The following is a 23,079-nucleotide window of genomic DNA, read 5'->3' as shown; positions in this document are numbered from 1 at the left end:
GAGGCAGACAGGATGAATAAGCTTCATACAGGTAGTGTGTATCCTTGGCAGACGGAACTGGAGAGATTTATAGAGCAGTTGGAAATCACACCGAATCGAGTGGAGGACGGCTGGACACGCCAACGTAAGCTTGCCATGCTGGAAAAGCTCGTTCGTGCATATACCCTGCATCAGGATGAAACCGGAGCTATCATTGACCCCCATTCTGGAAGTGAACGGTATTACTCCACCCCATCCTATGCGCTGGCTGCAGCGGTGCTGGTCAAAGAAGGTCGGCATGATTTACTCGAATCTGCTGCTGCGGCTTTGACGCACAGCATCGCTTGTGTAGTGGAGGAAAAAGCGCCGGATCAGCACCCGGACTTTTTTCCCATCATGATGATGGGAGCGTATCGGCTCCTGAAAAATTTGCTGCCAGAGCAAGCCACAGCTTGGAAGCAGCAGCTGAGCATAATTGAGCCGGAACAGACCTACATTTTTACGATGAGCAAAATGAAAAATCCGAACCGGATGATCAACTGGAATGCGATTATGATGTCCGGCGAGTTTTTGCGTGCCGCGGAAGGGCTTGCAGCCGATGCCGAGTGGATGGAGACGTATATCCGCAGCTACCATTTGCCTCGCTTTACCGGCTTGGGACTGTATCAGGACGGTCCGCTGGACCGGCCCAATAGCCCGTTCGCCTACGATATCGTCACTCGCTTTCATCTGGGCGTGATGCTGGAGAACGGATATGATGGCGGCTGCGCTCATGAGCTACGTGACCATCTTCGCAGAGGGGCGCTCAGCTCACTGCTGGCGTTATCCCCGCACGGGGAAATTCCGCCGCGTGGCCGAAGCGCGCAGCATCAGTGGAACGAAGCGGCTGCGGCCTTTGTCTTTACGACCCATGCACAGCAGGCTTATGCAGCAGGCGAGCACGGGCTTGCGGGTGCGTTCCGGCAGGCAGCGGACCTGTGCTGGCAGGCGATTAGCCGCTGGCAAATCGACGATGGCAAGCTGCATATTGTCCGCAATCATTATTCGTCCGAGGCACGGCATGGCTTCGAGGTGTACTCGAACCACACCTGCTACAGTCTGTGGACAGCGGCTGTGCTGGCTCATACCCTGCTGTACGGGGAGGGGATAGAGCGTATTACTCCAGCTTCTATACCGGCGGAGATTGGCAGCCGGGTGCTCGAAACGGACGGCTGGTTCCAGACGGTCATTGCAACAGTAGACGGGCAGCAAATGCTTGTGCAGACGTCGCTCAATGACCCGTACAATATTCCCGGCATTGTGCGTATTCAGCAGACCTCGCTGCCGTCACTGATGGGTCCGTCCTCAGCAGGGCATGCAGACCGCGGCTTTACAGGCTTCGCGGAAGGAGATATTTTCCCGCTAAGCTATTCTCCGGCTTGGCAAACAGAGGACGGAAAGTGGCACAGCCTGTCGGAAGGCATCCCCGGAACGCTGGAATTCGACCGGGACGGAGGCATTGACCCGCAGGATGGTGGAGGGTCCGTACAGGTGGAGCAAAGCTCAGCATCTGACGGAGCAACGGATTTTACATTGCTATGGAGAGGACCATTCCCGGGGGTGAGGGAAATCCGAACACATTATCGTCAAGTGCGCGGAAAAATTGAGGTGGAGTATGAGCTTCATGGCAATATTCAGCATGTGGGAGCGCTAGTTCCCTTAATGGCGTATGACGGTCGGGAGCGCAGCGTAATTCATCATGTTATGTCAGCCGGGGAAGAAACGGAAAGCATTCGGGTGGAATACGCAGGTGCCAGTCTTGAAGTCATCCCGACAACGGAAGGAACGAACGTGGTATGGCCGGAGGAATTGACTTCCGTAGCCTGCCGGAACGGCTTGCTCAAGGGAGCGCGTCTGGAATGCACAGGCAGTCGCATTTCCTTTATCATTCGGCTGCCTGAATCATTAGGGCTGTAGTTATAGACGTTTTCGAAGCGTTGGAGAAAGGGAGAGGACAAGAAATGACGAAAACAGAAGCATGGCTGGAGCAATCGTGGGAGCTGGCTTTGGACAAAACGCTTGCCTTGGCGGCAAGACTGGGAGACGCTTTTCCCCATGTTGCAGAGGGTGGACGCTATGACAATCGTGAGAAAGCGTGGTGGACAGCAGGCTTTTACCCGGGGCTGCTATGGCTGGCCAATCGGGCCGGCCCTGACAGCGGAGCCGCCGGGATTGCGCAGCGGTGCGAGAGTCGTCTGGAAAACGTGCTCTATAACAGCGAAGCGGTAGACCATGATCTCGGTTTTATTTGGCTGCTCAGCGGTGTGGCTGCCTATCGCTTGACAGGAGATGCTGAGTCCAGAAGACGGGGATTGCTGGCTGCCAATCTGCTGGCCGCCCGTTTTAACGTGAATGGCCGTTTTATTCGTGCGTGGAATTTTCATTCGAAGGACATGGATACACGGGGCGTCGCGATTATAGACAGTATGATGAATCTCCCTTTGCTTTATTGGGCCTCGGAGGAAAGCGGAGATCCTCGTTTTGCTGCTCTGGCTGTGCAGCATGCGGATACCGTGGCGCGTGAATTTGTCCGTGCGGATAACTCCATCGCACATGTGGTCGAATTTGATCCGGAAATTGGAAAAAAGGTTGCCGAGCATGGTGGTCAGGGGTTCGCTCCCGGCTCCGCCTGGGCACGCGGCACGTCATGGGCTTTGTACGGCTTTACGCTTTCGTACGGATACACGCGCGATTCGCGTTATTTGAAGGTAGCCGAGAACACAGCAGACTTTTTCCTGTCCCAACTGGGAGATGCTTGTCTGCCTGTGTGGGATTTTAGAGCACCAGAGGGACATCGTGAAGCATGGGATTCATCTGCTGCGGCCATTGCAGCAAGCGGTTTGCTGGAGCTGGCCAAATATTCGACACGAGCGGAGCATTTTACTCAAGCGGCAGAATCCATCCTTATGGGCTTGCATCACACATGCACAGCGTGGGGCGAAGAGCATGAGGGCTTGCTGATGAACGGAACCGTACATTATCCTGAGCGAAAATACATCAACGTTCCCATTATCTACGGCGATTATTTCTTTGTCGAGGCTTTGGCAAAGCTGCGCGGGGAAGAAGGCTTGTTTAGTTTTTGCTAAATGAACTGTGAGGCAGCGTGTATGTAATTTCATTTACATATACGCTGTTTTTTTTATGCGTGAAAAGGCTGAATTTAATTCGTAAATTGACAATATAGGTGGGGAGCCGTATGATATCTTTTTGGATACAGGAATAAACTGGATTTTAAATTTCATAGGCAATTTAAATCTCATAGGCAAAAGGAGTTATACATCATCATGACAGCTACTAACGATAGCGTAAGAGGAATATACGGAGGATTTTGGATAAGAACAGCAGCATTTATAATTGATCTGGTCATTGTCTTTGTACTTGTTCTTCTAATAGGAGGAGTGTTTAGTATTCCATTCCTTCTGGGCATAGAGGAGACAGGTTTCATAAAAGTGTTGATGATGTGGTTGCCACTGATCTTGTGGCTCATAGTGCCATGGTTGTATTGTGTACTCTGGGAGTCATCGAAGGTAAAAGCAACACCAGGGAAGCTAGTGTTTTCTCTAATTGTCGTAGACAAGGAAGGAAAGCGGCTTGGATTCTGGCACGCCTCCGGGCGTTACTGGATTAAAGCTATTTCTTTTACGTTTATTCATATTATTTATATTGTAGTTGCTTTTACTGCGAAAAAACAGGGGGTTCACGATCTTTGTGCCAGCACCCTGGTTGTAAATAAAAAAGAGTTGCAGCGCAATGAGCAGCAATCGGCTTGTCTACCAGTATCAGCAGATATCACCAATTCGTAAGGAAAACTTAAGTAGTCTTTGATTTTCGAAATATTGGGGGAACATGAATTCATGCAACAACGAAAATGGATGTTTTGTTCAGTAATAGTCCTGCTGCTGCTCGTAGCGGTTGCGGGTTGTACGAATAAAGGACGCTCTGGAGAGATCGCCTCTGGAGATGCTAGAAAAGATCAGACTGGAAGCACTTTTTTGGAGAATTTCCAGGCAGATCTGCCACAACCCACTGAGGGGCAATTTTCCACACCCGAATCGGTGGTAGAAGCCTTTTTTGAAGCTGTAAATGATCATGATCTCGACAGCGCGTTGAAATGTTTCCCTATTGTGGAAAAGTATCGTGCCAATACGGTAGATAATCATTTCAGCTTGCTCCATACCTATGAGCTTCAAGCGAACGCTCCCATTCCTTCCTTTGAAAGCCATAACTTTTTCAAAAGCTTTTTGGAATATGAACAGTATTGGGAGAAATTTTATATGTTGCTGTTCCTTAATTCAAACCCGGATATAATGGGCAAACGTGTCGTTATGGGCGAAGCCAATGCCGCTACGGAACTCAAGAAAATCAAGGAAATGAAGGTAAGTAGCACATATTCTGAGCCTGAAATAGTTTCGGACCATAATGTAAAAAATAAAAATGTTATAGAGCAGAATATGAATATACAAGAAATAAGGTTGCTTAAAATTAAGCTTTATATAGAGGAAGAAGAACAGAATCCTGTATTAGTAAGAGTGGGGAAAATCGGATCTAATTGGCGAATTTTAAGCATCAATTAAGGAGAGCGAGCTTCTGTTTAAAGCATATTCTCCAATCAATAAGAAACCAGCTAATGTTTGTCAAGGGGTCCTTCGTCTATTTCTCGCCCATTTCACCCATTTCAAAACCAGTATGTATAAGTAAACAAGCACAAATCCAATGCCGTAAGAAATGAAAGTCCATAAATAGTTTCAACCAGTACCATGTCGGTCTGAATGCCCGAAGCGATCAGAAAAATCATTATAGCTGTGTAAGCTACTTAGCTTGTGATTAATGGTCTTGGCGTTATTCAGCTTGATGTTACAAAAAAAAGCTAATCCCATAATGTAATGTTGGGATTAGCTTAATTAATGTTTGTTTCGATCTGTATTCTTGCAGCACCAGCTGTCTGCCTAGCAGCATTCCCTGCCTATACGTGACGCTTTTGGGGTTGTACCATACTTCCAGCCTCTTTTCAAAATTTTATCTTCTATTTCTAATATAACCATCTAAATAATGATTCATTGTAGCAAGAACATCATTCTTAAAATCACGTTTGAGTCCAGCCAGCCCGTACTTTTCTATAATGTCTATAACTTCCGCAGGCAGGGTGGCAGATAACTTGCAACCGGTTATAATCGATGCTTCAGCTTGGAGGATATCCATTACATTCTCTTGCGTTAATGCATTATTTTCACAAATGATGGTCACCAAATCCGTCGTCAACTTGTATAGATTCATTTTCTGATTTAACATTGTTTCCGCGTCTACATTTTTTTCGAATATTGCCGTACGCATGGATTCTAGTCTTACATACAGGGGATTATAGTCAACCAGTTCTGTAAGCTCATTCATGACAAGATTCTTGAAGTCATCGAAATCCCTGATTGGCGATTCTTTCGCCATTTCTGTCAGACGCGCAAGCCTTTTCTCATACTCCCGACACAGCAGGCTAAAAAACAAGGCCTCTTTAGTTTTAAAGTACACAAACAGAATGCCGTTCGACATGCCCATCTGCTTGGCGATATCGGACATTTTAATTTTTTCATACTCGGATGAGAGAAACATTTCTGCCGCTTTATCTAGAATGGCCTGAGCTTTTAAAGCCTTTGCTTCAGGAGTCATCGCACGTTTTGCCATAACATCATCACTCCATTTCGATTAATTTTAATCCCGTATCGATTTGGAGTCAAAATAAAACCACAATTAACTATCTATGCTTATAAAGGCCTTTACCTCGTCATTGAATTCGCTGCGGTTATGAAAAACTCGTGTGCTTAATAAAAAAAGATGCCATTGTCTTTCCTTTTCGCAATTAATGATGATGTTGTGGTATCTTAGCTGAACATTTTGATAATTCTATCGTAGGCACGATCTCCAAAAACATTTTTCATGAACACCATAGGCTTTGCCATAAAACCTACAAGATAACGTGTTTTTGGTCTTTTAACGGTTACTGATTTAGCAATGGTGCGCGCGATTAGCTCCGGCTTCGATAATTGATTGCCTGTATAATTCTTGATCATACCATCGGCTACCGTGCTGGCTGCCTGTGCATAGGGACCCTTGGCAGATACCTTTTTAAGGTTTTCAGCGGCAATAATACCCCAGTCCGTCTTGATTCCGCCTGGTTCCACCACGATGACATCAATTCCGAACGGTTCCAATTCCAGGCGAAGGCAATCCGAAAGACCTTCGACCGCGAACTTTGTCGCATGATACCAGCCACCAAACTTGGTCCAAATTTTACCTCCCATTGAAGAAACGTTAACAATTTTTCCAAATTGATTTTTTCTCATACTCGGCACCACAAGCTGGATCATTCTCGCAAGCCCGAACACATTTACTTCCATTTGACGCCGGGCTTCTTCCAGTGGTACATCCTCAGTCGCCCCATATGAACCATATCCTGCGTTATTAACCAGAACGTCAATTCTGTGTTCTATCTTAAGAATCTTATTGACGCAATGAACCATGGATTCGTCATCGGTTACATCCAATGAAATAGGATGAATCCCTTTTGCCGCAAGATCCTGCATTTTATCTATGCGTCGGGCAGCTGCATAAACCGTAAACCCCTTGTTCTTTAGCTCGATTGCTGCTTCTTTACCTATGCCGGAAGATGCCCCTGTAATCAATGCGACTTTTTGACTCATAAATTGAACCTCCATATATTTAATAATTGACTTTGAGTCAATTATAAGTGACTCAAAGTCAATTGTCAACGATCAACGAATATGCAAAAAATTTAGGGCATGAGCTTACACCAGCTAATGCTTGCAACACATTAGCTGGTTTCTTGTTTTTTTAATTTTGTTATGATTATTTATTTTTTGTGTTATAAAAGTAAATTTTTTCTTTATAAAATACCAATATAACGGTGGTGTGCAGCGAAGTGGAGGATTTGAATCTGGAGAAGCGAAGCGCTCGCCTTTGCCATGGGATTCTAACCTTGAAAAGGTTTATAAAAATCTGAGAATCCCGGGGCAACAGCGATCGTAGGATCAAATGCTACACGTAGCGTCTCATTCAGACGAAAGCATGTGCCTTTATTTTCAAGGAGTCCTTAGACCGAAATAAAAATTGTAAGCTGTTCTTACAGTTTGCGTATTCCCTTTGGGTTGTTTTGCGTTATAATGAAAGGATGCACATTATGAACGAATTGGAGGCACAGCCCGATTGACTACTTATCCATTTGCCTTTGATCCGTCCAAGCCATTTATTGAGCAGGCAAGTGACTGGATTGCGGATGTATTTTACGAAGTTTTGCCTGAAGTCGGCTTTGAGGTTCGGGATGAACAAATTTATATGGCATTTCAGCTGGAGCGTGCCTATAAGGAGAAAAAGACCATATTTGCGGAGGCAGGTGTGGGCACGGGCAAAACGCTGGTGTACCTGCTGTACGCCATTGCATATGCCCGGTACATGAGAAAGCCTGCGATTATCGCCTGTGCGGACGAGTCACTGATCGAACAACTGGTAAAGCCGGAAGGGGATATCGCCAAGCTGGCACGGCATTTGAATTTGACGATTGATGCCAGACTGGGCAAGTCGCCTGATCAGTATATTTGCCTGAACAAGCTGGACGAGGCCCGTAGCGGACTGGATGAGGATGCGGATGTCTTTCGTGATATTTATCAGGACTTGCCGGATTTTGTTCATTTTCCAGACACGTTGCAGTCTTTTACCCCTTACGGGAACCGCAAGGAATATCCTGAGCTGACGGACGGACAATGGAGCAGACTGGGATGGGACGTTTTTCAAGACTGTCTCGTTTGTCATCAGCGTCATCGATGCGGGCAGACGTTATCCCGTGATCATTACCGCAGAGCGGCGGATTTGGTCATCTGCTCGCATGATTTTTATATGGAGCATGTATGGACCTATGAAGCGAGAAAACGTGAGGGTCAGCTGCCGTTGCTGCCGGAGCACAGCTCTGTTGTCTTTGACGAAGGGCATTTGCTGGAGACGGCGGCACAGAATGCGCTCACCTACAAACTGAAGCATGCACAATTTGAGGCGATTATTACTCGTCTGCTGGAGGGGGAAGTACGGGAATCTCTGGCCATGACAATTGAAGATGCAATATCCCAAAGTGAGGCTTTGTTTGCTGCGCTTCAAAAGAACAGTCAACCTGTACAAGGTTCTGACCGCAAGGAATTTAATCTGAATGAGTCGCTGATTCGAGAGGTGAACCGTTTTGGCGACCTGATCAGCACCATTGAAGAGGAGCTTGTATTTGAAAGCGGGCTATTTTCGCTGGATGAATATCAGGTCAAGATCGTGGAAGAACATCTTGAAATGATCCAGACGGCTTTGGCCTTGTTTAAACGCCCTGAGCTTTTGATTTCGTGGGTGATTGAGGATCAGGACGGATTAACGCTCGTGGTTATGCCTAAAATGGTAAAGGAGATTCTCAAGGAACGAGTATTTGCCCAGCATATGCCAATCGTATTCTCGTCAGCTACCCTTTCCGTGGAGAACTCATTTGACTATATGGCTCACAGTCTCGGAATTGAAAATCCGCTGACATTTTCCGTCGCTTCACCTTATGACTATACCGATCAGATGCAAGCGGCCTTGTATCCGTTGCAGCCAGAGCATCATCCAATCGAGAGAGTGCTGGCACTGCTGGAAAAATCACAAGGCAGAGCGCTTATTTTGTTTCCTTCACAAGAGGAACTGACTGTCTTCCAAACAGGTCTCGCCGCTTATCGGGAGGCGTCTATCTACCGTTTTCTGTATGAAGGCTCGGCGGAAATCAGCCATCTGATCTCGGCTTTTCAGAATGATGAGGAAAGCGTCTTGTGCGCGGTTACCTTATGGGAAGGCCTGGATATTCCCGGGCCGTCTCTGTCGCATGTTATCGTCTGGTCGCTGCCTTTTCCTCCGAATGATCCAGTGTTTGCATCATTGCGCAAGGATGCGGCGGAACCATTTATGCAGATAGATATGCCTCATATGGCACTTAGACTTAGACAAGGCATAGGACGTTTAATTCGCTCACGCAATGATCGGGGCTGGATTTCTATCCTCGGTCAAGATTTGAATCGTCAAGAAGTACGCACTCAAGTTGAACAGCTACTGCCTGCGGGCGTAGAATGCACAGTAATTGAAGGAAATCCGGAAGGAATGAAGACATGTTAACTTTTAAAACATTTACCGTAGAGCAAATTAAAGACGCTTTTGGTATTTTGAGCGGGTTGCGCTATGAATTTATCATCGATGTCGAGGTGGAGGAGGACGACGAGCTGTACTCTGAAAACGGCCTGACCATCCGTACCATTTATTTGGTGGACGAGCAGAAGTCGGGGATTTTGAAATATGAGCTGATTGAAAAAGGAACGAACCGCTACATCGACCTCGACCTTGAGGAAGATGAAGTGCAGGCCGTAGCGGACTTTTGTAAAGAGCATGTGCAGGACGCAATGGGTAAATAAAACGCTGTGGCTGCTGATGGCGATCGTCAGCGTATAGCCCCAATATAACGGGATATGTAAAGGAGCTCTGGTTGACCAGGCTCCTTTTTTTTATGAAATACGCGGGAGCAGCCCGCTTCATTGACTGATTTCCGTCTGGATTTAAGAGGATATTCTCTTTTAATCTATTAATTGTAAGTTGCAGTGATTTTGTGAATATAAAATTTGAATTTCATGCTTGAAAAAGAAAGCGTATTCAATTACTATGAATGTGTAACCGATACCACACTATTGATTGGATTCATTTTATAAGATTTTAACCCTGAATATCTTTGTAAATAGACGATTTTTGGAAAATGACGATGAGTAAATGCCATTTTAATGATATGAATGTGTTAACGGTTACACATCATATTAGCGCAGAGGTGATTGTTATCGCTACCATTCGGGATGTTGCCAAACTGGCGAATGTGTCCGTAGCGACGGTGTCCAGATATCTTAATCAGAATGGATATATCAGTAAGGATGCAGAGGATCGAATTAAGGACGCGGTCGGTAAGTTAAATTACTCACCCAATACGATGGCCAGAGGTTTGGCGGGATATAAGACCAATACCATTGCCCTGATCGTTTCGGAAATATCGAATCCGTTTTTCTCTGCCTTGGCAAAAGCGGTCGAGGATACGGCGACCAAACTCGGGTATACGACATTGCTGGCGAACTCCGACAGAAACAGTTTGAAAGAGATTCGTTACATTGAAGCTTTGAAGAAAAGACATGTGGACGGCATTATTTTTGCCACACAAATGCTTGCCACGAACGAAATCAATGAGCTGTTGGGGGCCAAAATCCCGATAGTCTCGATTGACCGTGCTTCCTCTGAACAGGCGGTGCACAACATATCCATGCTTCAGGTCAATCACTATAAAGGGGCAGTCATGGCTGTTGAGCATCTGTTATCGGTGGGCTGCAAAAATATCGCCCACATTAGCGGACCGGGGATCGTCATTCCCGCCAAGGACCGTCTGCAGGGATATATCGACACGCTGACCCGGTATGGGCGCTTTACCCCTTCGTATATCGTGGAAGGTGATTTCACGATGGAGAGCGGATTTAAGCTGACGCAGGATTTGCTTGCGCGTCACCCGGAGATTGACGGTATTTTTGCCACCATTGACCTTATGGCTATCGGGTCTTTAAAAGCGCTTCTTCGATCAGGGCGCAAGGTGCCGGATGATGTGGCGCTGATCGGATTTGACGGCATTGAGATGACCGGGCTTACCGAACCGGAGATTAGCACTATTGCTCAGCCGATCTATGAAATGGGTGAACAAGCGGTATATCAGCTTATTCATCAGATTGAGGACAAGAGCAGCCCGATCCAGTTGAAGCAGCTGGATGTAAAACTCCTGGCAAGAAGCAGCACTACAGGTCTGCCCTGAGCGGTCTATAATTGCACAAAACATGTTGCGTCATTTGGACTTAAATTTTCGATCCTCACCCACTACACTGTGTTTAAGCAAGGTCGGCCCCGAGCCAAACGGTGAAATGGCTGAAGCAGCACAGTTACTGCGGGCAATGCTCTCAGGGAGGTGAGGATCGCACAGAAGCAGCCTGGTGTCAGAGACAGAAGGAGCACGATCAAAATAATATGATCTCTAGGGGGATTATAAACGATGAAAAAACTAGCTGTATTATTGCTTACTGTATTTACACTGACTATGATTTTGGCGGCCTGCGGCAATGGAGGCACCGCAACCTCCACTACGAAGAATGCGGATGGCGGAAGCGCGGCTCCGGCAAATGGAGGAACATCGGACACAAAGACAGGAAAGCCAAAGATAGCTGTCATTTTGAAAACGCTTAACCATCCATTTTGGACCGCGATGAGAGACGGAATTAAGAAAGAAGCGGAAGCAAAGGGGTTTGAAGTCGAAATTTTCGCTGCCCAGGACGAAACCGATTTGCAGGGTCAAGTGAAAATATTTGAAGACATTCTGAGCAAAGACTTTGACGGCGTGGCTGTGGCACCATTGACTCCGGTTAACCTGATTCCTTCCATCGTTCAAGCCAATAAAAAGGGAATTTATGTCGTTAACATTGATGAGAAGATCAATATGAATGAGCTGAAAAATGCTGGCGGATATGTTCTGGCATTCGCTACCTCTGACAATGAGAAAATCGGGGCGCAAGGCGGTAAGGCTATTGTAGATGCGCTGGGTAAACAGGGCGGCGAAGTGGCAATTATCGAAGGAAAAGCAGGCAACGCATCGGGAGAAAGCCGTAAGAAGGGCGCCGAATCCGCCTTTGCAGCGGCTTCCCAAATCAAGCTGGTCGACAGCCAGCCGGCTGACTGGGATCGTCAAAAAGCGCTGGACGTAGCGGCTAACCTGCTTCAGCGTTATCCGAACCTGAAGGGCATCTATGCGGCTAATGACACGATGGCTCTGGCGGCGCAGCAAGCTGTTGAGAATGCGGGCAAAGCAGGTCAGGTATTGGTAGTGGGAACGGATGGGGATCAGGAAGCCCGGGATTCCGTCGCAGCCGGCAGCCTGTATGCGACAATCGCCCAGGACCCTGCCGAAATCGGAATCACTTCCCTTAACAGACTTATCGATGCGATTAACACAAAGAAGCAAGGCAGTGTTGATGCTGAACCGGAAACGGTCTGGATCGACGCCCAACTGATCACGAAGAAGTAAAACTGTACAGAGAAAAGGACGGTGCCGGAGCGAAGCTGACATTCCGGTACCGGTCCACTCTGGCGGAGTTCCCTGGGGAACACCGCTCCAGGAAGGAGAAACCGAAGTGGAATATCTTGTGGAGATGAAAAATATCGCAAAGCATTTCGGAGCCGTAAAGGCTTTGCAGGATGTGTCGCTGACACTGAAGCCAGGCGAAGTTCACATACTGCTTGGAGAGAATGGGGCGGGCAAGTCGACGCTGATCAAAATTTTGTCGGGCGTATACGAACCGACCGAGGGCCAGATCGTCATTAACGGCAGCGAATTTAAAAAGCTGACGCCGAAGGAATCGACCGAACAGGGGATCAGCGTTATTTATCAGGAGCTGAGTATGATCGACGAGTTGTCCATCGCGGAAAATATCTTTGTGGGAAAGCTGCCCATGATCAAAAAATTCGGCATCCCGGTCGTTGACCACAAGACGATGCATGCGCTTGCACAAATGATGATTGAAAGAGTCGGCCTGAAGTGTTCGGCCACCCGAATGGTGGAGACGCTATCCATTTCGGAGAAGCAGCAGGTTGAAATTGCGAAGGCGATTGCATCGCGCGCCAAGGTCATTATCATGGACGAGCCGACCTCCTCGCTTACGATCGAAGAAACGAACAAGCTGTTCGCAATCATCCGCCAACTACAAAGCTATGGTGTAGGTATTATCTACATTTCCCACAAGCTTGACGAATTGCTGGAAATCGGGGACCGCGTCAGCGTACTGAAGGACGGCAAGTATGTAGGCACACGGGATATCAAGGACGTTACGCGTGAGGATTTGATAACGATGATGGTGGGGCGCGCAGTCAGCGAACGCCACCTGAAATCGGAGGACAGTCAGCACAATAATACGGAAGTGATTTTGAAGGTGGAGCATCTGACCCGAAAAGACAAACGGGTGAACGATGTCAGCTTCAAGCTGCATAAAGGGGAAATTCTCGGCTTTGCCGGCTTGATCGGCTCCGGAAGAACGGAGCTCATGAATGCCATTTACGGCGCGGCACCGATACAAAAAGGGCGAATAGAACTGTTCGGCCAAGAAATCAAGGTTAAGGACCCATATCATGCCATCAAGCTGGGCATCGGACACGTAACGGAGGCTCGCAAGGAGACGGGCTTTTTGAAAAACTTCGAAATCTGGAAAAATATCTCAATCTCCAAGCTGCTGAAGGAGTCAACCGCCGGAGGGACCTGGGGACTCGTAGATCACAAAGAGGAAATCAAATTGGCTGAACAATTCAAGCAGACAGTCAATATTAAATGCTCCAGTGTAGAGCAGAACATAACCGAGTTGTCAGGTGGTAACCAGCAGAAGGTGTTGATCGCCAAATGGCTGGCCGCCGGCTCACGATTAGTTATTTTTGACGAGCCGACCAAGGGAATTGATATCGGAGCCAGAGGCGAGATTTACAAGATCATGCGTGATCTGGCGGAGTCCGGTGTGGGCGTCATCGTCGTTTCGTCGGAAATGCCGGAGCTGTTGTCGGTATGCGACCGAATCGCCGTGTTCCGGGAAGGCACCATTAACAAAACTCTACTGAATGAAGAGGCCACGGAAGAAAAAATCATGCTGGCCGCTACATCATAGTCAAGGAGCAAATATCTATGCAAAAATTCAACCTGATTTGGGAAAAGTACGGAACTTTCGGTATCCTGCTGCTGATTACACTGGGCTTGGGTATCGGCTCTCCCCAGTACTTTTTGACAACGAGCAATCTGACCCAGGTGCTGCTGCAGAGTGCGGTTACCATTTTGATCGGCGTTGGCGAATTTTTCACCATTCTCATCGCCGGAATCGATCTTTCTGTAGGCTCTATTATGGCGCTTACGGGTATGATCTCCGCCAAAATGATGATTGCGGGTATGCCGTGGCCGGTTGCGATCCTCATCGGCGGCGTTGTAGTCGGCGGGACTTTGGGCTGCTTCAACGGGTTTCTGGTGAATAAAACAGGCCTGCATCCTTTTATCATTACGCTGGGGACCTTGGCGATTTATCGCGGGCTTACTCTGATCATCTCGGAGGCGGCGCCGGTGTTCGGGCTTCCTCAGGGCTTCAAGAGCGGCATTGCCGGCTGGCTCGGGCCTGTTCCGATTCCGGTATTGATTGCCTTGATCGTAGCTCTTGTATTCATCTTTATTACAGGTAAAACCAAACTTGGCCGCAACATTTATGCACTGGGCGGCAACAGCCAGGCAGCCTGGTTCTCGGGGATCAACATCAAACGACATACGCTGATCGTATTCGTCATTTCCGGAATTTGCGCTGGCATTGCAGGCGTTGTATTGACTGCCCGTCTGGGGGCAGCGGAACCGCTGGCCGGCACAGGCTATGAGACGCAAGCGATAGCTGCGGCCATCATCGGAGGCACCAGCTTTTTCGGAGGAAAGGGCCGAGTCATCGGGGTCGTCATGGGCGGTCTGATTATCGGTGTGATTAATAACGGACTGAACATTTTGAGTGTACCGACCTACTATCAGCAAATCGTCATGGGCGGTTTGATTATCCTGGCGGTGTTCCTAGACCGTCTCTTCGGAAGCAAAAAAGTGACAGCCTAACAAATAGGAGTGAAAAAAACGATGAAAAAGCATTTATTTTCTCCATCCCTAATGTGTATGAACCTGATGGATATTGAAAACCAGCTCAAGGTGCTGAACCAAAGAGCGGATATGGTGCACATAGACATTATGGACGGTCACTATGTCAAGAACATTACGCTCTCTCCCTATTTTATGGAGCAGATCCGCGGGTCTTTAACGATACCGATGGACGTGCATTTGATGGTCGAAAAGCCTTCCGAATTCATCAAAATGATTATTGATGCAGGTGCCACTTACATCAGTCCGCACGCCGAGGTCATTAACAGTGAAGCCTTTCGTATGATTGATACGATCAAGACTACCGGCTGCAAGGCGGGAATCGCGCTTAATCCGGCAACACCGCTTAGCCACATCCAGCACTACATTCACCATTTGGACAAAATCACCTTTATGTCGGTCGATCCGGGATTTGCCGGACAGAAATTCATTCCGGAAGTGCTTGACAAGATTCGTGAAGCGAAGGCGCTCAAGGAAAAGCACGGCTATAACTATCTGATTGAAATCGACGGCTCTTGCAATGAAAAAACATTCAAGATACTGGAAGAGGCGGGAGTCGAAGTGTTTATCGTTGGAACGTCGGGACTGTTCAACCTCGATAGCGACCTGAACAAGGCATGGGACCAAATGATGGAGCATTTCAATTCCCAAGTGAACGCCGAAGTCTGAATACCTAGTAAAGGGAGTGGTTAAATGTCATTGGATGAGCGCAGTTCCAATATATTGACCAAGCTGCTTGGTTCCAGCTCCCATATTTCCATAAATGAGCTTACCTCTGCTTTTCAGGTATCCAAACGCACGATATATTATGACATCGAGAAAATCAATGATTGGCTGAAGGACAACAAGCTTTCTCCCGTTTATTATGTTCGCTCGGCAGGATTTCATCTCGATGAGGATACAAGAAAAAAAGCACCGGACAAGTTCAGCAATATCCAGCAATGGAATTATGAGTACTCACAGAAGGAGCGCAAAGCGCTGATCGCAGTCTATATTATCGGACGGGAAAAGCGGGTGCAACTGGAAGATCTTATCAACCGCACGCGGGTCAGCCGCAATACGGCAATTGAGGACCTCAAGCTGCTGAGAAGTGAGCTGCATGATTTTCAGACTACGCTGTTGTGTGAACGGCATACGGGTTATTACATGAAGGGCTCAGAAGAAAATATTCGCAAGGCGCTTACTCATTACCTTTCCCAGTTAACGGTTGATCTGGAATGGAGCAAGAGCTTGTTCACCGCGGATGACATTCAGCTGGACCGGCAGCCCGCTTACGGATTGTTCGAGATCGAGCAGGTGAAAAGCATTTACTTGTCATTGACATTGTACGAGCGTACCCTCAAGATCCGGTTTACAGATGATACGCTGCGGAATCTGAGCATTCAACTATTTTATTTTCTTAGAAGAATGCTGCGGCGGCGAAACGTTAAGGTGGACGCTCGTCTCCAAGAAACACTAAAGGATTCGGCTGCGTTCAGCGCCGCCAGCAAGACGGTTGTTCCTGCGCTGGAGCGTCTGTCGGATCTGCCCATTCCCAGTGATGAAATCTTTTATTTAACGATGCATCTGCGGGGCGCAAAGCTGCATGAAATGAAGCAATCCCGCAGAGACTCCTCTTCCTATGAGAAAATCAGGGATATCGCGAGGCGGATGATTGATGATTTTCAGCAGCAGGCCTGTATCGTATTTCAGGAGCGCGCAGGGCTGGAGGAGGGGCTGACCGTACATCTTCAATCCGCATATCACCGGATTCAGTATAATCTGGATGCTCCTAATCCCTTGAAAGAAATGATCCAGGATAAATATAAGGATGTTTACGTATTCACCTTAAAAGTAGTGCATCATTTCGAAATCGAAGCGGGCGTACATCTTGACGAAGATGCGGTAACCTTTATTGCGATGCATTTCGGCGGATGGATGAAAAGAGAGGGAGTCCTGTTTCTGTCGCGGGTCACGGCAGTTGTCGTTTGCGCCAGCGGTATTGGAACGTCGCAAATGCTGAAAAAGCAACTACAGGAGCTTTTTCCGATGATCGACTTTATAGAAACGATGGCCATCCGCGATTATGAGACGGCCATGCCACAGGCAGATTTTGTTTTCAGCACTTCACCGCTTAGAAGCGGCGGCAATGAGGTGTTTCTCGTAAGCCCGATTTTGAGCGATGTTGAAAAGATCAACCTGCTTAAGAAAATCTATGCCAAATTAGGGACTTATGACAATGTAGGCCAATCTATTGAGGGATTGATCAAGATCATCCGCAAACATGCCCTTATCCGCAATGAAGAACAGTTATACGGGCAATTGCGGGATTATATGGCTCGCCAAGACTGGATTCGAATCGATCAGGCGCCGCGTCCGATGCTGAACGAGCTGTTGACGTCAAGCCGGATTCAACGGATGGATCACGTAGATAGCTGGGAAGACGGGATTGCTGCTGCGGCCTGGCCCTTGCTGAAGGAGGGGGCCATTGCTGATTCCTATGTCGAGGCGATGGTTGAGAATGTGAAGCAGCGGGGGCCGTACATCATTATTGCGCCGCTTGTAGCGGTACCACATGCCGATCCGCTGTCCGGCGTTAATAAAACGGGGATCAGCCTTCTGGTACTGAAGGAGGGAATAGCCTTTTCAGAGCAGCCGGAGCACGAGGTGCGGCTCATCTTTACGCTGGCCGCGATGGATCATGAAACCCATCTTAGAGCCTTGTCCCAGCTCACCTCTCTGTTGACCGACGAAGGCAACATTGAGAAGCTGTTCCGCTCGCAATCTACTGAGGAGATTACGGAGATCATCCTGCGGTATTCCGTATAGAAAGAGCAAATTAAGATACTACCAAGAGAGACAGGAGCCATTTGTATGAGAGCGATCGGGAGAGACCTCGCAGCGTTTCAAGGCAATTCGGATGGGAGATGCTAGCGTATGGACAACAATGAACGTATACAAGGGGGATACACCATCGGAATCGATATTGGCGGAACGAATTTTCGTATCGGGCTACTGTCCGAGATGGGGGAGCTGCGCCATTTTCATATCGAGAGCAGCCGTTTGTTATATGCAGAAGGAGAGCCCCAGGATAATCTGCGGAACTATATAACTTCTTATATTCAAAAGCATCCGGAGGCTGAGATTAAGGGGATCGGCATCGGTTTTCCATCCGTGGTCAGCAAAGACAAGAAGACCGTATATTCAACGCCGAATATTGAAGGCTTCAATCAGGTGAATGTGGTTGATCCGCTGGAGTCGGCGCTGGGTATCCCTGTTTATCTGGATAATGATGTGAATTTTCTGCTGCTGACAGAGATCGTCGCGCATAAACTGGAACGTCGAGGCATTGTAGTGGGCTTTTATCTTGGCACCGGCTTCGGCAACTCGATTTATTACGAGGATCACTTCATTGCTGGCAAGCATGGCTCGGCAGCAGAGCTGGGACATGTTCCTGTGCTGGGGCGGCAGGATTTATGCAGTTGCGGCAATCCGGGCTGCATAGAGCAGTATGCCTCGGGCAAGCGGCTGCGCGAGCTGCATGAGCTTCATTTTGCCGGAACTCCGTTTGAGGATATTTTCGTGAAGTATGGGAGCCATGAGATTATCCAGGATTTTCTCGAAGCGGTGGCGGTGGTGATAGCTACTGAAATCAATATACTGGACCCGGATTACATTGTGTTGGGCGGCGGCGTACTGCATATGTCGGGATTTCCGAAAAAAGAGCTTGAGGCGAAAATATTCAGCCACGCCCGCAAGCCATTTCCCGCCGAGGGACTGAACTATATTTATGCTAAGGACAACCAGGAGGCCGGAGTCATCGGCGCCGGTTACCGCGCCTGGCGGGGGAATTCCCCGGCGCTTATAAAGTGATATTACGAAGAGGTCTATTCCGCTGGTCTGACCAGACTGGCAAATAGCCCTCTTTTTTCTTTTATTAGTTCAATCTTTGCATAAAGAAGTGCGGGGGATTTGGACTTATTAGCAGCTGTGGCACCTTATATACTGATAACGGGATCAAATATACCAGATGACCAGACAAGGGGGGAGTCCATACGGAATGTTGACCGAACTGCTGACACCGGACAGAATTGGGCTGCTGGACAGGGTGGAGGGCTGGGAGCAGTCGATTCGAATCGCTTCCTCGCCACTGCTCGAACAAGGGGCTATCACCGAGGAATATGTGGACGCGATGATTGACAATGTGAGGAAATTGGGACCGTACATTATTATTACACCGAAGGTGGCGATTCCGCATGCAAGGCCGGAGAATGGCGTTCTGAACATGTCGATCAGTCTGCTGCGGGTACAAGAGGGAATATCTTTTTCGGAAAGAGAAGGGCATACGGTGCATTTATTGTTTGTGCTGGCGGCGCCTGACAAAAGCTCTCATATTACATTATTAACGGAACTGGCCGTGTTGCTCGAAAATACCAATCATATCGAGACCCTGCTGCATGCGGAATCCGTTCACGAGATCCTCGCCTGCCTGGGCTCATCTATTAAGGAGAATATATCATGAAGAAAATACTTGTTGTCTGCGGAAACGGTCTGGGAAGCAGCCTGATCCTCGAAATGAATGTAAAGCGTGCCCTGGGGGAATTAGGTCTTGAGGCAGAAGTCTCCCACACGGATTTGGGCAGTAGTAAATCGGAGCACGCGGATCTGTACATGGGTGCGGAAGATATTGTAGGACAGCTGGATGATGGAACACGTCAGGTAGCGGCCATACCGAATCTGCTTGACCTGAACGCCATCAAGCGTGTCTTGGCGCAGCATTTGCAGGCCTGAGAAGAATCGTCAGGGGAGGGATTATGACACCATTTTTTGGAATTGACAACCGCCTTGTGCTGGCTGCTCTCTTGTTCGGATTGCTTTCTGCCTCCGCTCTGCTGGTGCAGAAGAAGCAATGGCCGGATATCATTTCCGGCGTCATCAAGACAATAACGGGTTTTGTGATTCTGATTGCCGGGGGACGGCTGCTGCTTTATTCGCTGGATTGGTTCGGGCGGTTATTCCGGTCGGCCTTTAAGGTCGAGGGAGTCATTATGAACACCGATGCCATGGCTGCGTTGGCCATCAACCGGTTTGCACTCGAAACCGTGCTGATTCTGATTTTCGGCACGTTCGTGAATCTCCTGCTGGCCAAGTACACCCGGTTCAAATATATATTTTTGACCGGACATCATACCTTGTATATGGCCTGCACGCTGGCGGCAGTATTGACGTCCAGCGGTGCCAAGCTTGCCGTAACGGTGGCGGTTGGCTCGATTGTGCTGGGACTTGCAATGGTCTTCTCGCCAGCAATCATCCATCCTTTCACGAGAAGGCTGACGGGCAGCGATGACATCGCGCTTGGCTACTATGGGGCGGTCAGCAGCCTGCTCGCGGCCTGGCTCGGCAAAGTCTGCGGGAACCGCTCCAAACCGGCGCAGAATTACAGGCTGCCGAGTATTGCTTTTTTTCGCGACTCCAATAACGCTGTTACGCTAACGATGCTGCTGCTGTTTCTCGCTGTTTCCTTATCGGCAGGCGGTAGCGCATGGGAAGCGAGCGACAGCGATAGAATGAACGCTGTGCTATTCGCAGCCATACAGGCGATAATCTTCGCCGCAGGTGTCTACATCGTATTCGCGGGAATCCGTATGTTGATTAATGACCTGGCTCCGGCGGTTCAGCGGTTGGCGGCGAGATTTATCCCGGGAGGTAAAAGTGCCGTCGATTCGCCTACTTTTTTCCCCTTTGCAGCGAATGCGGTCATGCTGGGTTTCGTGTCCAGCCTGGTGGCGGGCTTGCTGCTCATGCCTCTGCTGCCGGCATTCGGCATGAGCGTTATTATTCCCGGGATCGCGGCTCATCTCTTCTCCGGAGCTACCGCAGGCATCTACGGGAACCTGACCGGAGGAGTCAGGGGCGCGGTGCTGGGCGGGGCCGCAAACGGGATTCTTACTACACTGCTGCCTGCGGTTTTGCTGCTGTTGGCCGGTTCGCTCGGGTTCCAGCATATTATTTTCTCGGATGGTGATATTGGGGTAGTCGGCTTGATCGTGCTGCTGCTTGTCAGATGGATGATGTAAGCATATTCAATACTTTCACATGGGAGGTCAGGGATGAAATTTATAATCGGCTCGGACCGTGACGGTCTGCAATTGAAGGAAACTCTGAAGGCTCATCTTCTTGCCGGAGGGCATGAGGTTGCGGATAAGACGGCTGGAGAAGCGACGGACTGCGTGGAAGCGGCCCGTACGGTAGCGGAGGCGGTTGCCGCAGGCGAGGGCGACTACGGCATTGCGGTCGATCTTTACGGCGTCGGCTCCTACATGGCGGCGAATAAAGTCAAGGGGATTGTCTGTGCAGCGCTTACGGATGAGTACTCAGCGCATATGACGAGAGAGCATAATAATTCCTCCATGATCGCTCTCGGCTCGGGTGTTATCGGGGAGCAGCTGGCGCTGCGCATTGTAGATGCATTTACCGCTTCAGCTTTTGACGGCGGACGGCAGCGAATCAGGGTCGATATGCTGAAACGCATGATTCGGGAGGAGGTCTGAGATGAGAATATCCGTAGGCTGTGACCATATTATGATCGATCTGAAACAAAAGGTGCATTCCTATCTTGCTCAAAAGGGGCATGAGGTCATAGACCAAGGCACCTATAACGAGGAAAGAACGCATTATCCCATTTACGGCAAGAGAGCGGCGGGCAGTGTGGCAAAAGGCGAGTCCGATCTCGCCGTCGTCGTATGCGGCTCCGGCATTGGCATTAGCATTGCGGCCAATAAGGTAGCCGGCGTTCGGGCTGTTGTTGCAAGCGCTACCGATACGGTCCGCTATGCCCGCCGGGAGCTGAATGCCAATGTGCTTGGCATCGGCGGTATGGTTGTCGGCTGGGGCGTGATCCAGGACATGATTGACGCTTTTTTGGATACATCCTATGTGCCGACTGAGAAAAACCGGATGTGCATAGCGAAGCTTGATGCAATGATTCAGGATAACGGTCAAACGAGCGATGAGCACCTTTTTGATGATTTGCTGGCAAAATGGGAACGAGGGGAATACCATTGCTGACCTATTCGGGCGCAAGTTCCTGTTTGACCGCGTAAAATGACCGGAGGACTTGGTTGCGGACATTGTTAAAGCGACTGCAAATTTCAAAGCAACGATTTTGAATTCGCGGTCATATTTTGTAGCAATCAAGTCCAATGGGTAGCCTAAGTGATTTGACAAATGCTTCAATTATACATAAAATCTTATTGCATATATACACACCGTATTACTATGTTTTTAGGATAAAGAAGTAAATTTCCCGACAATACCCTGATATTTTTTTGACCATTGGTTTATTAGGGTTCGTTATTAAAAGGAGCTTGAAAATTATGAATGTATATCGCAACACCCTTGAATTAATCGGACGCACTCCATTAGTGGAGTTGAACAGCTATTCTCTTCCGCGAGGAATTCGTCTGTTTGCCAAGCTGGAGTTTATGAATCCCGGCGGCAGTGTGAAGGATCGGGTGGGTAAGGCTCTTATTGAAAAAGCTTTGAAGACAGGTCAGCTGAAACCAGGCGGGACTTTAATTGAAGCAACAGCAGGCAACGCAGGCATCGGCCTGGCTATGGCGGCGCTTCATTATAACATCTCGGTCATTTTTGCTGTGCCTGAAAAGTTCAGTCAAGAGAAACAGGATCTGATGAGGGCGTTAGGTGCACGTATCGTTCATACCCCGACAAGTGAGGGGATGAAAGGAGCCATCGAGAAAACGAAGGAATTGGCTGCGGAAATAAAAGATGCATACTTGCCACGTCAATTCAGCAATCCGGATAATCCAGAGGCATATTATACGACAATGGGCCCTGAAATTTGGAACGATCTGGATGGTAAGGTGGACGTATTTGTGGCAGGAGCAGGCTCGGGGGGCACATTTATGGGAACCTCACGTTATCTTAAGGAGCAAAATGAAGCCATTAAAACGGTCATTGTGGAGCCGGAAGGGTCCATTTTGAATGGCGGCGAGTCAGGTCCGCATAAAACGGAAGGAATCGGCATGGAATTGATTCCTGAGTTTGTGGATACAGTTTATTTTAATGCCATTCATACCATTAGCGACGTGGACGCGTTCAACCGTGTCAAGGAACTGGCGGAGCGTGAAGGGATTCTCGTCGGCAGTTCCTCCGGTTCAGCCCTGCATGCCGCTTTACTGGAAGCAGAGAGCGCACCGGATGGTGCACATATTGTTACCATTTTCCCGGATAGCAGCGAACGTTATCTGAGCAAAAAAATATATGAAGGCGGGATTTAA

At 48.5% G+C, this 23,079-nt stretch carries 21 protein-coding genes; 19 read left to right on the top strand and 2 right to left on the bottom strand.

The window, feature by feature from the left end; all coding sequences use genetic code 11:
- Positions 1-12 precede the first annotated feature (12 nt).
- From BAZ21_RS00480 to BAZ21_RS00465, 4 genes are all read left to right on the top strand, one after another.
- Complete coding sequence (locus BAZ21_RS00480; RefSeq protein ID WP_068496145.1) at positions 13-1,935, top strand: glycosyl hydrolase; 1,923 nt, start codon at positions 13-15, stop codon at positions 1,933-1,935.
- A gap of 44 nt (positions 1,936-1,979) precedes the next feature.
- A complete protein-coding gene (locus tag BAZ21_RS00475; RefSeq protein ID WP_068496144.1) occupies positions 1,980-3,104 on the top strand; it encodes a glycoside hydrolase family 88 protein in 1,125 nt (374 codons plus the stop codon).
- A 198-nt stretch (positions 3,105-3,302) separates the two neighbouring features.
- A complete protein-coding gene (locus tag BAZ21_RS00470) occupies positions 3,303-3,821 on the top strand; it encodes an RDD family protein (RefSeq protein WP_068496143.1) in 519 nt (172 codons plus the stop codon).
- Positions 3,822-3,872: 51 nt separating this feature from the next.
- Positions 3,873-4,592, top strand: coding sequence for a hypothetical protein (locus tag BAZ21_RS00465; protein ID WP_068496142.1), 720 nt, complete (start codon positions 3,873-3,875; stop codon positions 4,590-4,592).
- Positions 4,593-5,034: 442 nt separating this feature from the next.
- Here the strand turns inward: BAZ21_RS00465 and BAZ21_RS00460 are convergent, their stop codons facing one another.
- Positions 5,035-5,691 (bottom strand): TetR family transcriptional regulator, encoded by a 657-nt coding sequence (locus tag BAZ21_RS00460; protein ID WP_068496141.1) that lies wholly within the window; start codon positions 5,689-5,691, stop codon positions 5,035-5,037.
- A gap of 197 nt (positions 5,692-5,888) precedes the next feature.
- The gene (locus BAZ21_RS00455; protein ID WP_068496140.1) at positions 5,889-6,707 is read right to left on the bottom strand and encodes an oxidoreductase; all 819 of its coding nucleotides are present in this window, start codon (positions 6,705-6,707) and stop codon (positions 5,889-5,891) included.
- Between the two features lie 523 nt (positions 6,708-7,230).
- Here BAZ21_RS00455 and BAZ21_RS00450 point away from each other — a divergent pair.
- From BAZ21_RS00450 to BAZ21_RS00380, 15 genes are all read left to right on the top strand, one after another.
- A complete protein-coding gene (locus BAZ21_RS00450; protein ID WP_068496139.1) occupies positions 7,231-9,198 on the top strand; it encodes an ATP-dependent DNA helicase in 1,968 nt (655 codons plus the stop codon).
- Positions 9,192-9,491 (top strand): DUF6509 family protein, encoded by a 300-nt coding sequence (locus BAZ21_RS00445; protein WP_068496138.1) that lies wholly within the window; start codon positions 9,192-9,194, stop codon positions 9,489-9,491. Before BAZ21_RS00450 ends, BAZ21_RS00445 begins: the two co-directional genes overlap by 7 nt.
- A gap of 365 nt (positions 9,492-9,856) precedes the next feature.
- The gene (locus BAZ21_RS00440) at positions 9,857-10,912 is read left to right on the top strand and encodes a LacI family DNA-binding transcriptional regulator (protein WP_068497035.1); all 1,056 of its coding nucleotides are present in this window, start codon (positions 9,857-9,859) and stop codon (positions 10,910-10,912) included.
- Positions 10,913-11,146: 234 nt separating this feature from the next.
- Complete coding sequence (gene alsB, locus BAZ21_RS00435; RefSeq protein ID WP_068496137.1) at positions 11,147-12,172, top strand: D-allose transporter substrate-binding protein; 1,026 nt, start codon at positions 11,147-11,149, stop codon at positions 12,170-12,172.
- Positions 12,173-12,278: 106 nt separating this feature from the next.
- Positions 12,279-13,793 carry a sugar ABC transporter ATP-binding protein gene (locus tag BAZ21_RS00430; protein ID WP_068496136.1) on the top strand — a complete coding sequence of 505 codons (1,515 nt, stop codon included), beginning with the start codon at positions 12,279-12,281 and terminating at the stop codon, positions 13,791-13,793.
- Between the two features lie 17 nt (positions 13,794-13,810).
- Positions 13,811-14,761: a D-allose ABC transporter permease gene (alsC, locus tag BAZ21_RS00425; protein ID WP_068496135.1), complete on the top strand. Its 951-nt coding sequence runs from the start codon at positions 13,811-13,813 to the stop codon at positions 14,759-14,761.
- A 21-nt stretch (positions 14,762-14,782) separates the two neighbouring features.
- The gene (gene alsE / locus BAZ21_RS00420; RefSeq protein WP_068496134.1) at positions 14,783-15,469 is read left to right on the top strand and encodes a D-allulose 6-phosphate 3-epimerase; all 687 of its coding nucleotides are present in this window, start codon (positions 14,783-14,785) and stop codon (positions 15,467-15,469) included.
- Between the two features lie 24 nt (positions 15,470-15,493).
- On the top strand, positions 15,494-17,608 hold the full coding sequence (locus tag BAZ21_RS00415) for a BglG family transcription antiterminator (RefSeq protein WP_068496133.1): 2,115 nt from the start codon (positions 15,494-15,496) through the stop codon (positions 17,606-17,608).
- Between the two features lie 108 nt (positions 17,609-17,716).
- Complete coding sequence (alsK, locus tag BAZ21_RS00410; RefSeq protein WP_068496132.1) at positions 17,717-18,652, top strand: allose kinase; 936 nt, start codon at positions 17,717-17,719, stop codon at positions 18,650-18,652.
- 187 nt (positions 18,653-18,839) lie between these two features.
- Entirely contained in the window at positions 18,840-19,301 is a 462-nt protein-coding gene (locus BAZ21_RS00405) for a PTS sugar transporter subunit IIA (protein ID WP_068496131.1), read from the top strand.
- Positions 19,298-19,570: a PTS sugar transporter subunit IIB gene (locus BAZ21_RS00400; protein WP_068496130.1), complete on the top strand. Its 273-nt coding sequence runs from the start codon at positions 19,298-19,300 to the stop codon at positions 19,568-19,570. The genes BAZ21_RS00405 and BAZ21_RS00400 overlap by 4 nt, the downstream gene beginning before the upstream one ends.
- A gap of 23 nt (positions 19,571-19,593) precedes the next feature.
- Positions 19,594-20,856 carry a PTS ascorbate transporter subunit IIC gene (locus tag BAZ21_RS00395; RefSeq protein ID WP_068496129.1) on the top strand — a complete coding sequence of 421 codons (1,263 nt, stop codon included), beginning with the start codon at positions 19,594-19,596 and terminating at the stop codon, positions 20,854-20,856.
- A gap of 33 nt (positions 20,857-20,889) precedes the next feature.
- Positions 20,890-21,330, top strand: coding sequence for a galactose-6-phosphate isomerase subunit LacA (gene lacA / locus BAZ21_RS00390; RefSeq protein WP_068496128.1), 441 nt, complete (start codon positions 20,890-20,892; stop codon positions 21,328-21,330).
- A 1-nt stretch (position 21,331) separates the two neighbouring features.
- Positions 21,332-21,847, top strand: a complete 516-nt coding sequence (locus tag BAZ21_RS00385; protein WP_068496127.1) for an RpiB/LacA/LacB family sugar-phosphate isomerase — start codon at positions 21,332-21,334, stop codon at positions 21,845-21,847.
- 308 nt (positions 21,848-22,155) lie between these two features.
- On the top strand, positions 22,156-23,079 hold the full coding sequence (locus tag BAZ21_RS00380) for a PLP-dependent cysteine synthase family protein (protein ID WP_068496126.1): 924 nt from the start codon (positions 22,156-22,158) through the stop codon (positions 23,077-23,079).

Source organism: Paenibacillus kribbensis (assembly GCF_001705305.1).
Classification (GTDB): Bacteria; Bacillota; Bacilli; order Paenibacillales; family Paenibacillaceae; genus Paenibacillus; species Paenibacillus kribbensis_B.
This window is presented reverse-complemented; position numbering and strand designations above follow the sequence as displayed.

What these genes read in the sequence shown, in the direction of transcription:
- BAZ21_RS00440 (WP_068497035.1), top strand. Translation starts at nt 9,857, where the DNA reads ATGAATGTGTTAACGGTTACACATCATATTAGCGCAGAGGTGATTGTT.
- BAZ21_RS00445 (WP_068496138.1), top strand. Translation starts at nt 9,192, where the DNA reads ATGTTAACTTTTAAAACATTTACCGTAGAGCAAATTAAAGACGCTTTT.
- BAZ21_RS00400 (WP_068496130.1), top strand. Translation starts at nt 19,298, where the DNA reads ATGAAGAAAATACTTGTTGTCTGCGGAAACGGTCTGGGAAGCAGCCTG.
- BAZ21_RS00405 (WP_068496131.1), top strand. Translation starts at nt 18,840, where the DNA reads ATGTTGACCGAACTGCTGACACCGGACAGAATTGGGCTGCTGGACAGG.
- alsC (WP_068496135.1), top strand. Translation starts at nt 13,811, where the DNA reads ATGCAAAAATTCAACCTGATTTGGGAAAAGTACGGAACTTTCGGTATC.
- BAZ21_RS00480 (WP_068496145.1), top strand. Translation starts at nt 13, where the DNA reads ATGAATAAGCTTCATACAGGTAGTGTGTATCCTTGGCAGACGGAACTG.
- BAZ21_RS00415 (WP_068496133.1), top strand. Translation starts at nt 15,494, where the DNA reads ATGTCATTGGATGAGCGCAGTTCCAATATATTGACCAAGCTGCTTGGT.
- BAZ21_RS00395 (WP_068496129.1), top strand. Translation starts at nt 19,594, where the DNA reads ATGACACCATTTTTTGGAATTGACAACCGCCTTGTGCTGGCTGCTCTC.
- BAZ21_RS00385 (WP_068496127.1), top strand. Translation starts at nt 21,332, where the DNA reads ATGAGAATATCCGTAGGCTGTGACCATATTATGATCGATCTGAAACAA.
- BAZ21_RS00475 (WP_068496144.1), top strand. Translation starts at nt 1,980, where the DNA reads ATGACGAAAACAGAAGCATGGCTGGAGCAATCGTGGGAGCTGGCTTTG.
- alsK (WP_068496132.1), top strand. Translation starts at nt 17,717, where the DNA reads ATGGACAACAATGAACGTATACAAGGGGGATACACCATCGGAATCGAT.
- BAZ21_RS00470 (WP_068496143.1), top strand. Translation starts at nt 3,303, where the DNA reads ATGACAGCTACTAACGATAGCGTAAGAGGAATATACGGAGGATTTTGG.
- BAZ21_RS00455 (WP_068496140.1), bottom strand. Translation starts at nt 6,707, where the DNA reads ATGAGTCAAAAAGTCGCATTGATTACAGGGGCATCTTCCGGCATAGGT.
- alsB (WP_068496137.1), top strand. Translation starts at nt 11,147, where the DNA reads ATGAAAAAACTAGCTGTATTATTGCTTACTGTATTTACACTGACTATG.
- alsE (WP_068496134.1), top strand. Translation starts at nt 14,783, where the DNA reads ATGAAAAAGCATTTATTTTCTCCATCCCTAATGTGTATGAACCTGATG.
- BAZ21_RS00465 (WP_068496142.1), top strand. Translation starts at nt 3,873, where the DNA reads ATGCAACAACGAAAATGGATGTTTTGTTCAGTAATAGTCCTGCTGCTG.
- BAZ21_RS00460 (WP_068496141.1), bottom strand. Translation starts at nt 5,691, where the DNA reads ATGGCAAAACGTGCGATGACTCCTGAAGCAAAGGCTTTAAAAGCTCAG.
- lacA (WP_068496128.1), top strand. Translation starts at nt 20,890, where the DNA reads ATGAAATTTATAATCGGCTCGGACCGTGACGGTCTGCAATTGAAGGAA.
- BAZ21_RS00380 (WP_068496126.1), top strand. Translation starts at nt 22,156, where the DNA reads ATGAATGTATATCGCAACACCCTTGAATTAATCGGACGCACTCCATTA.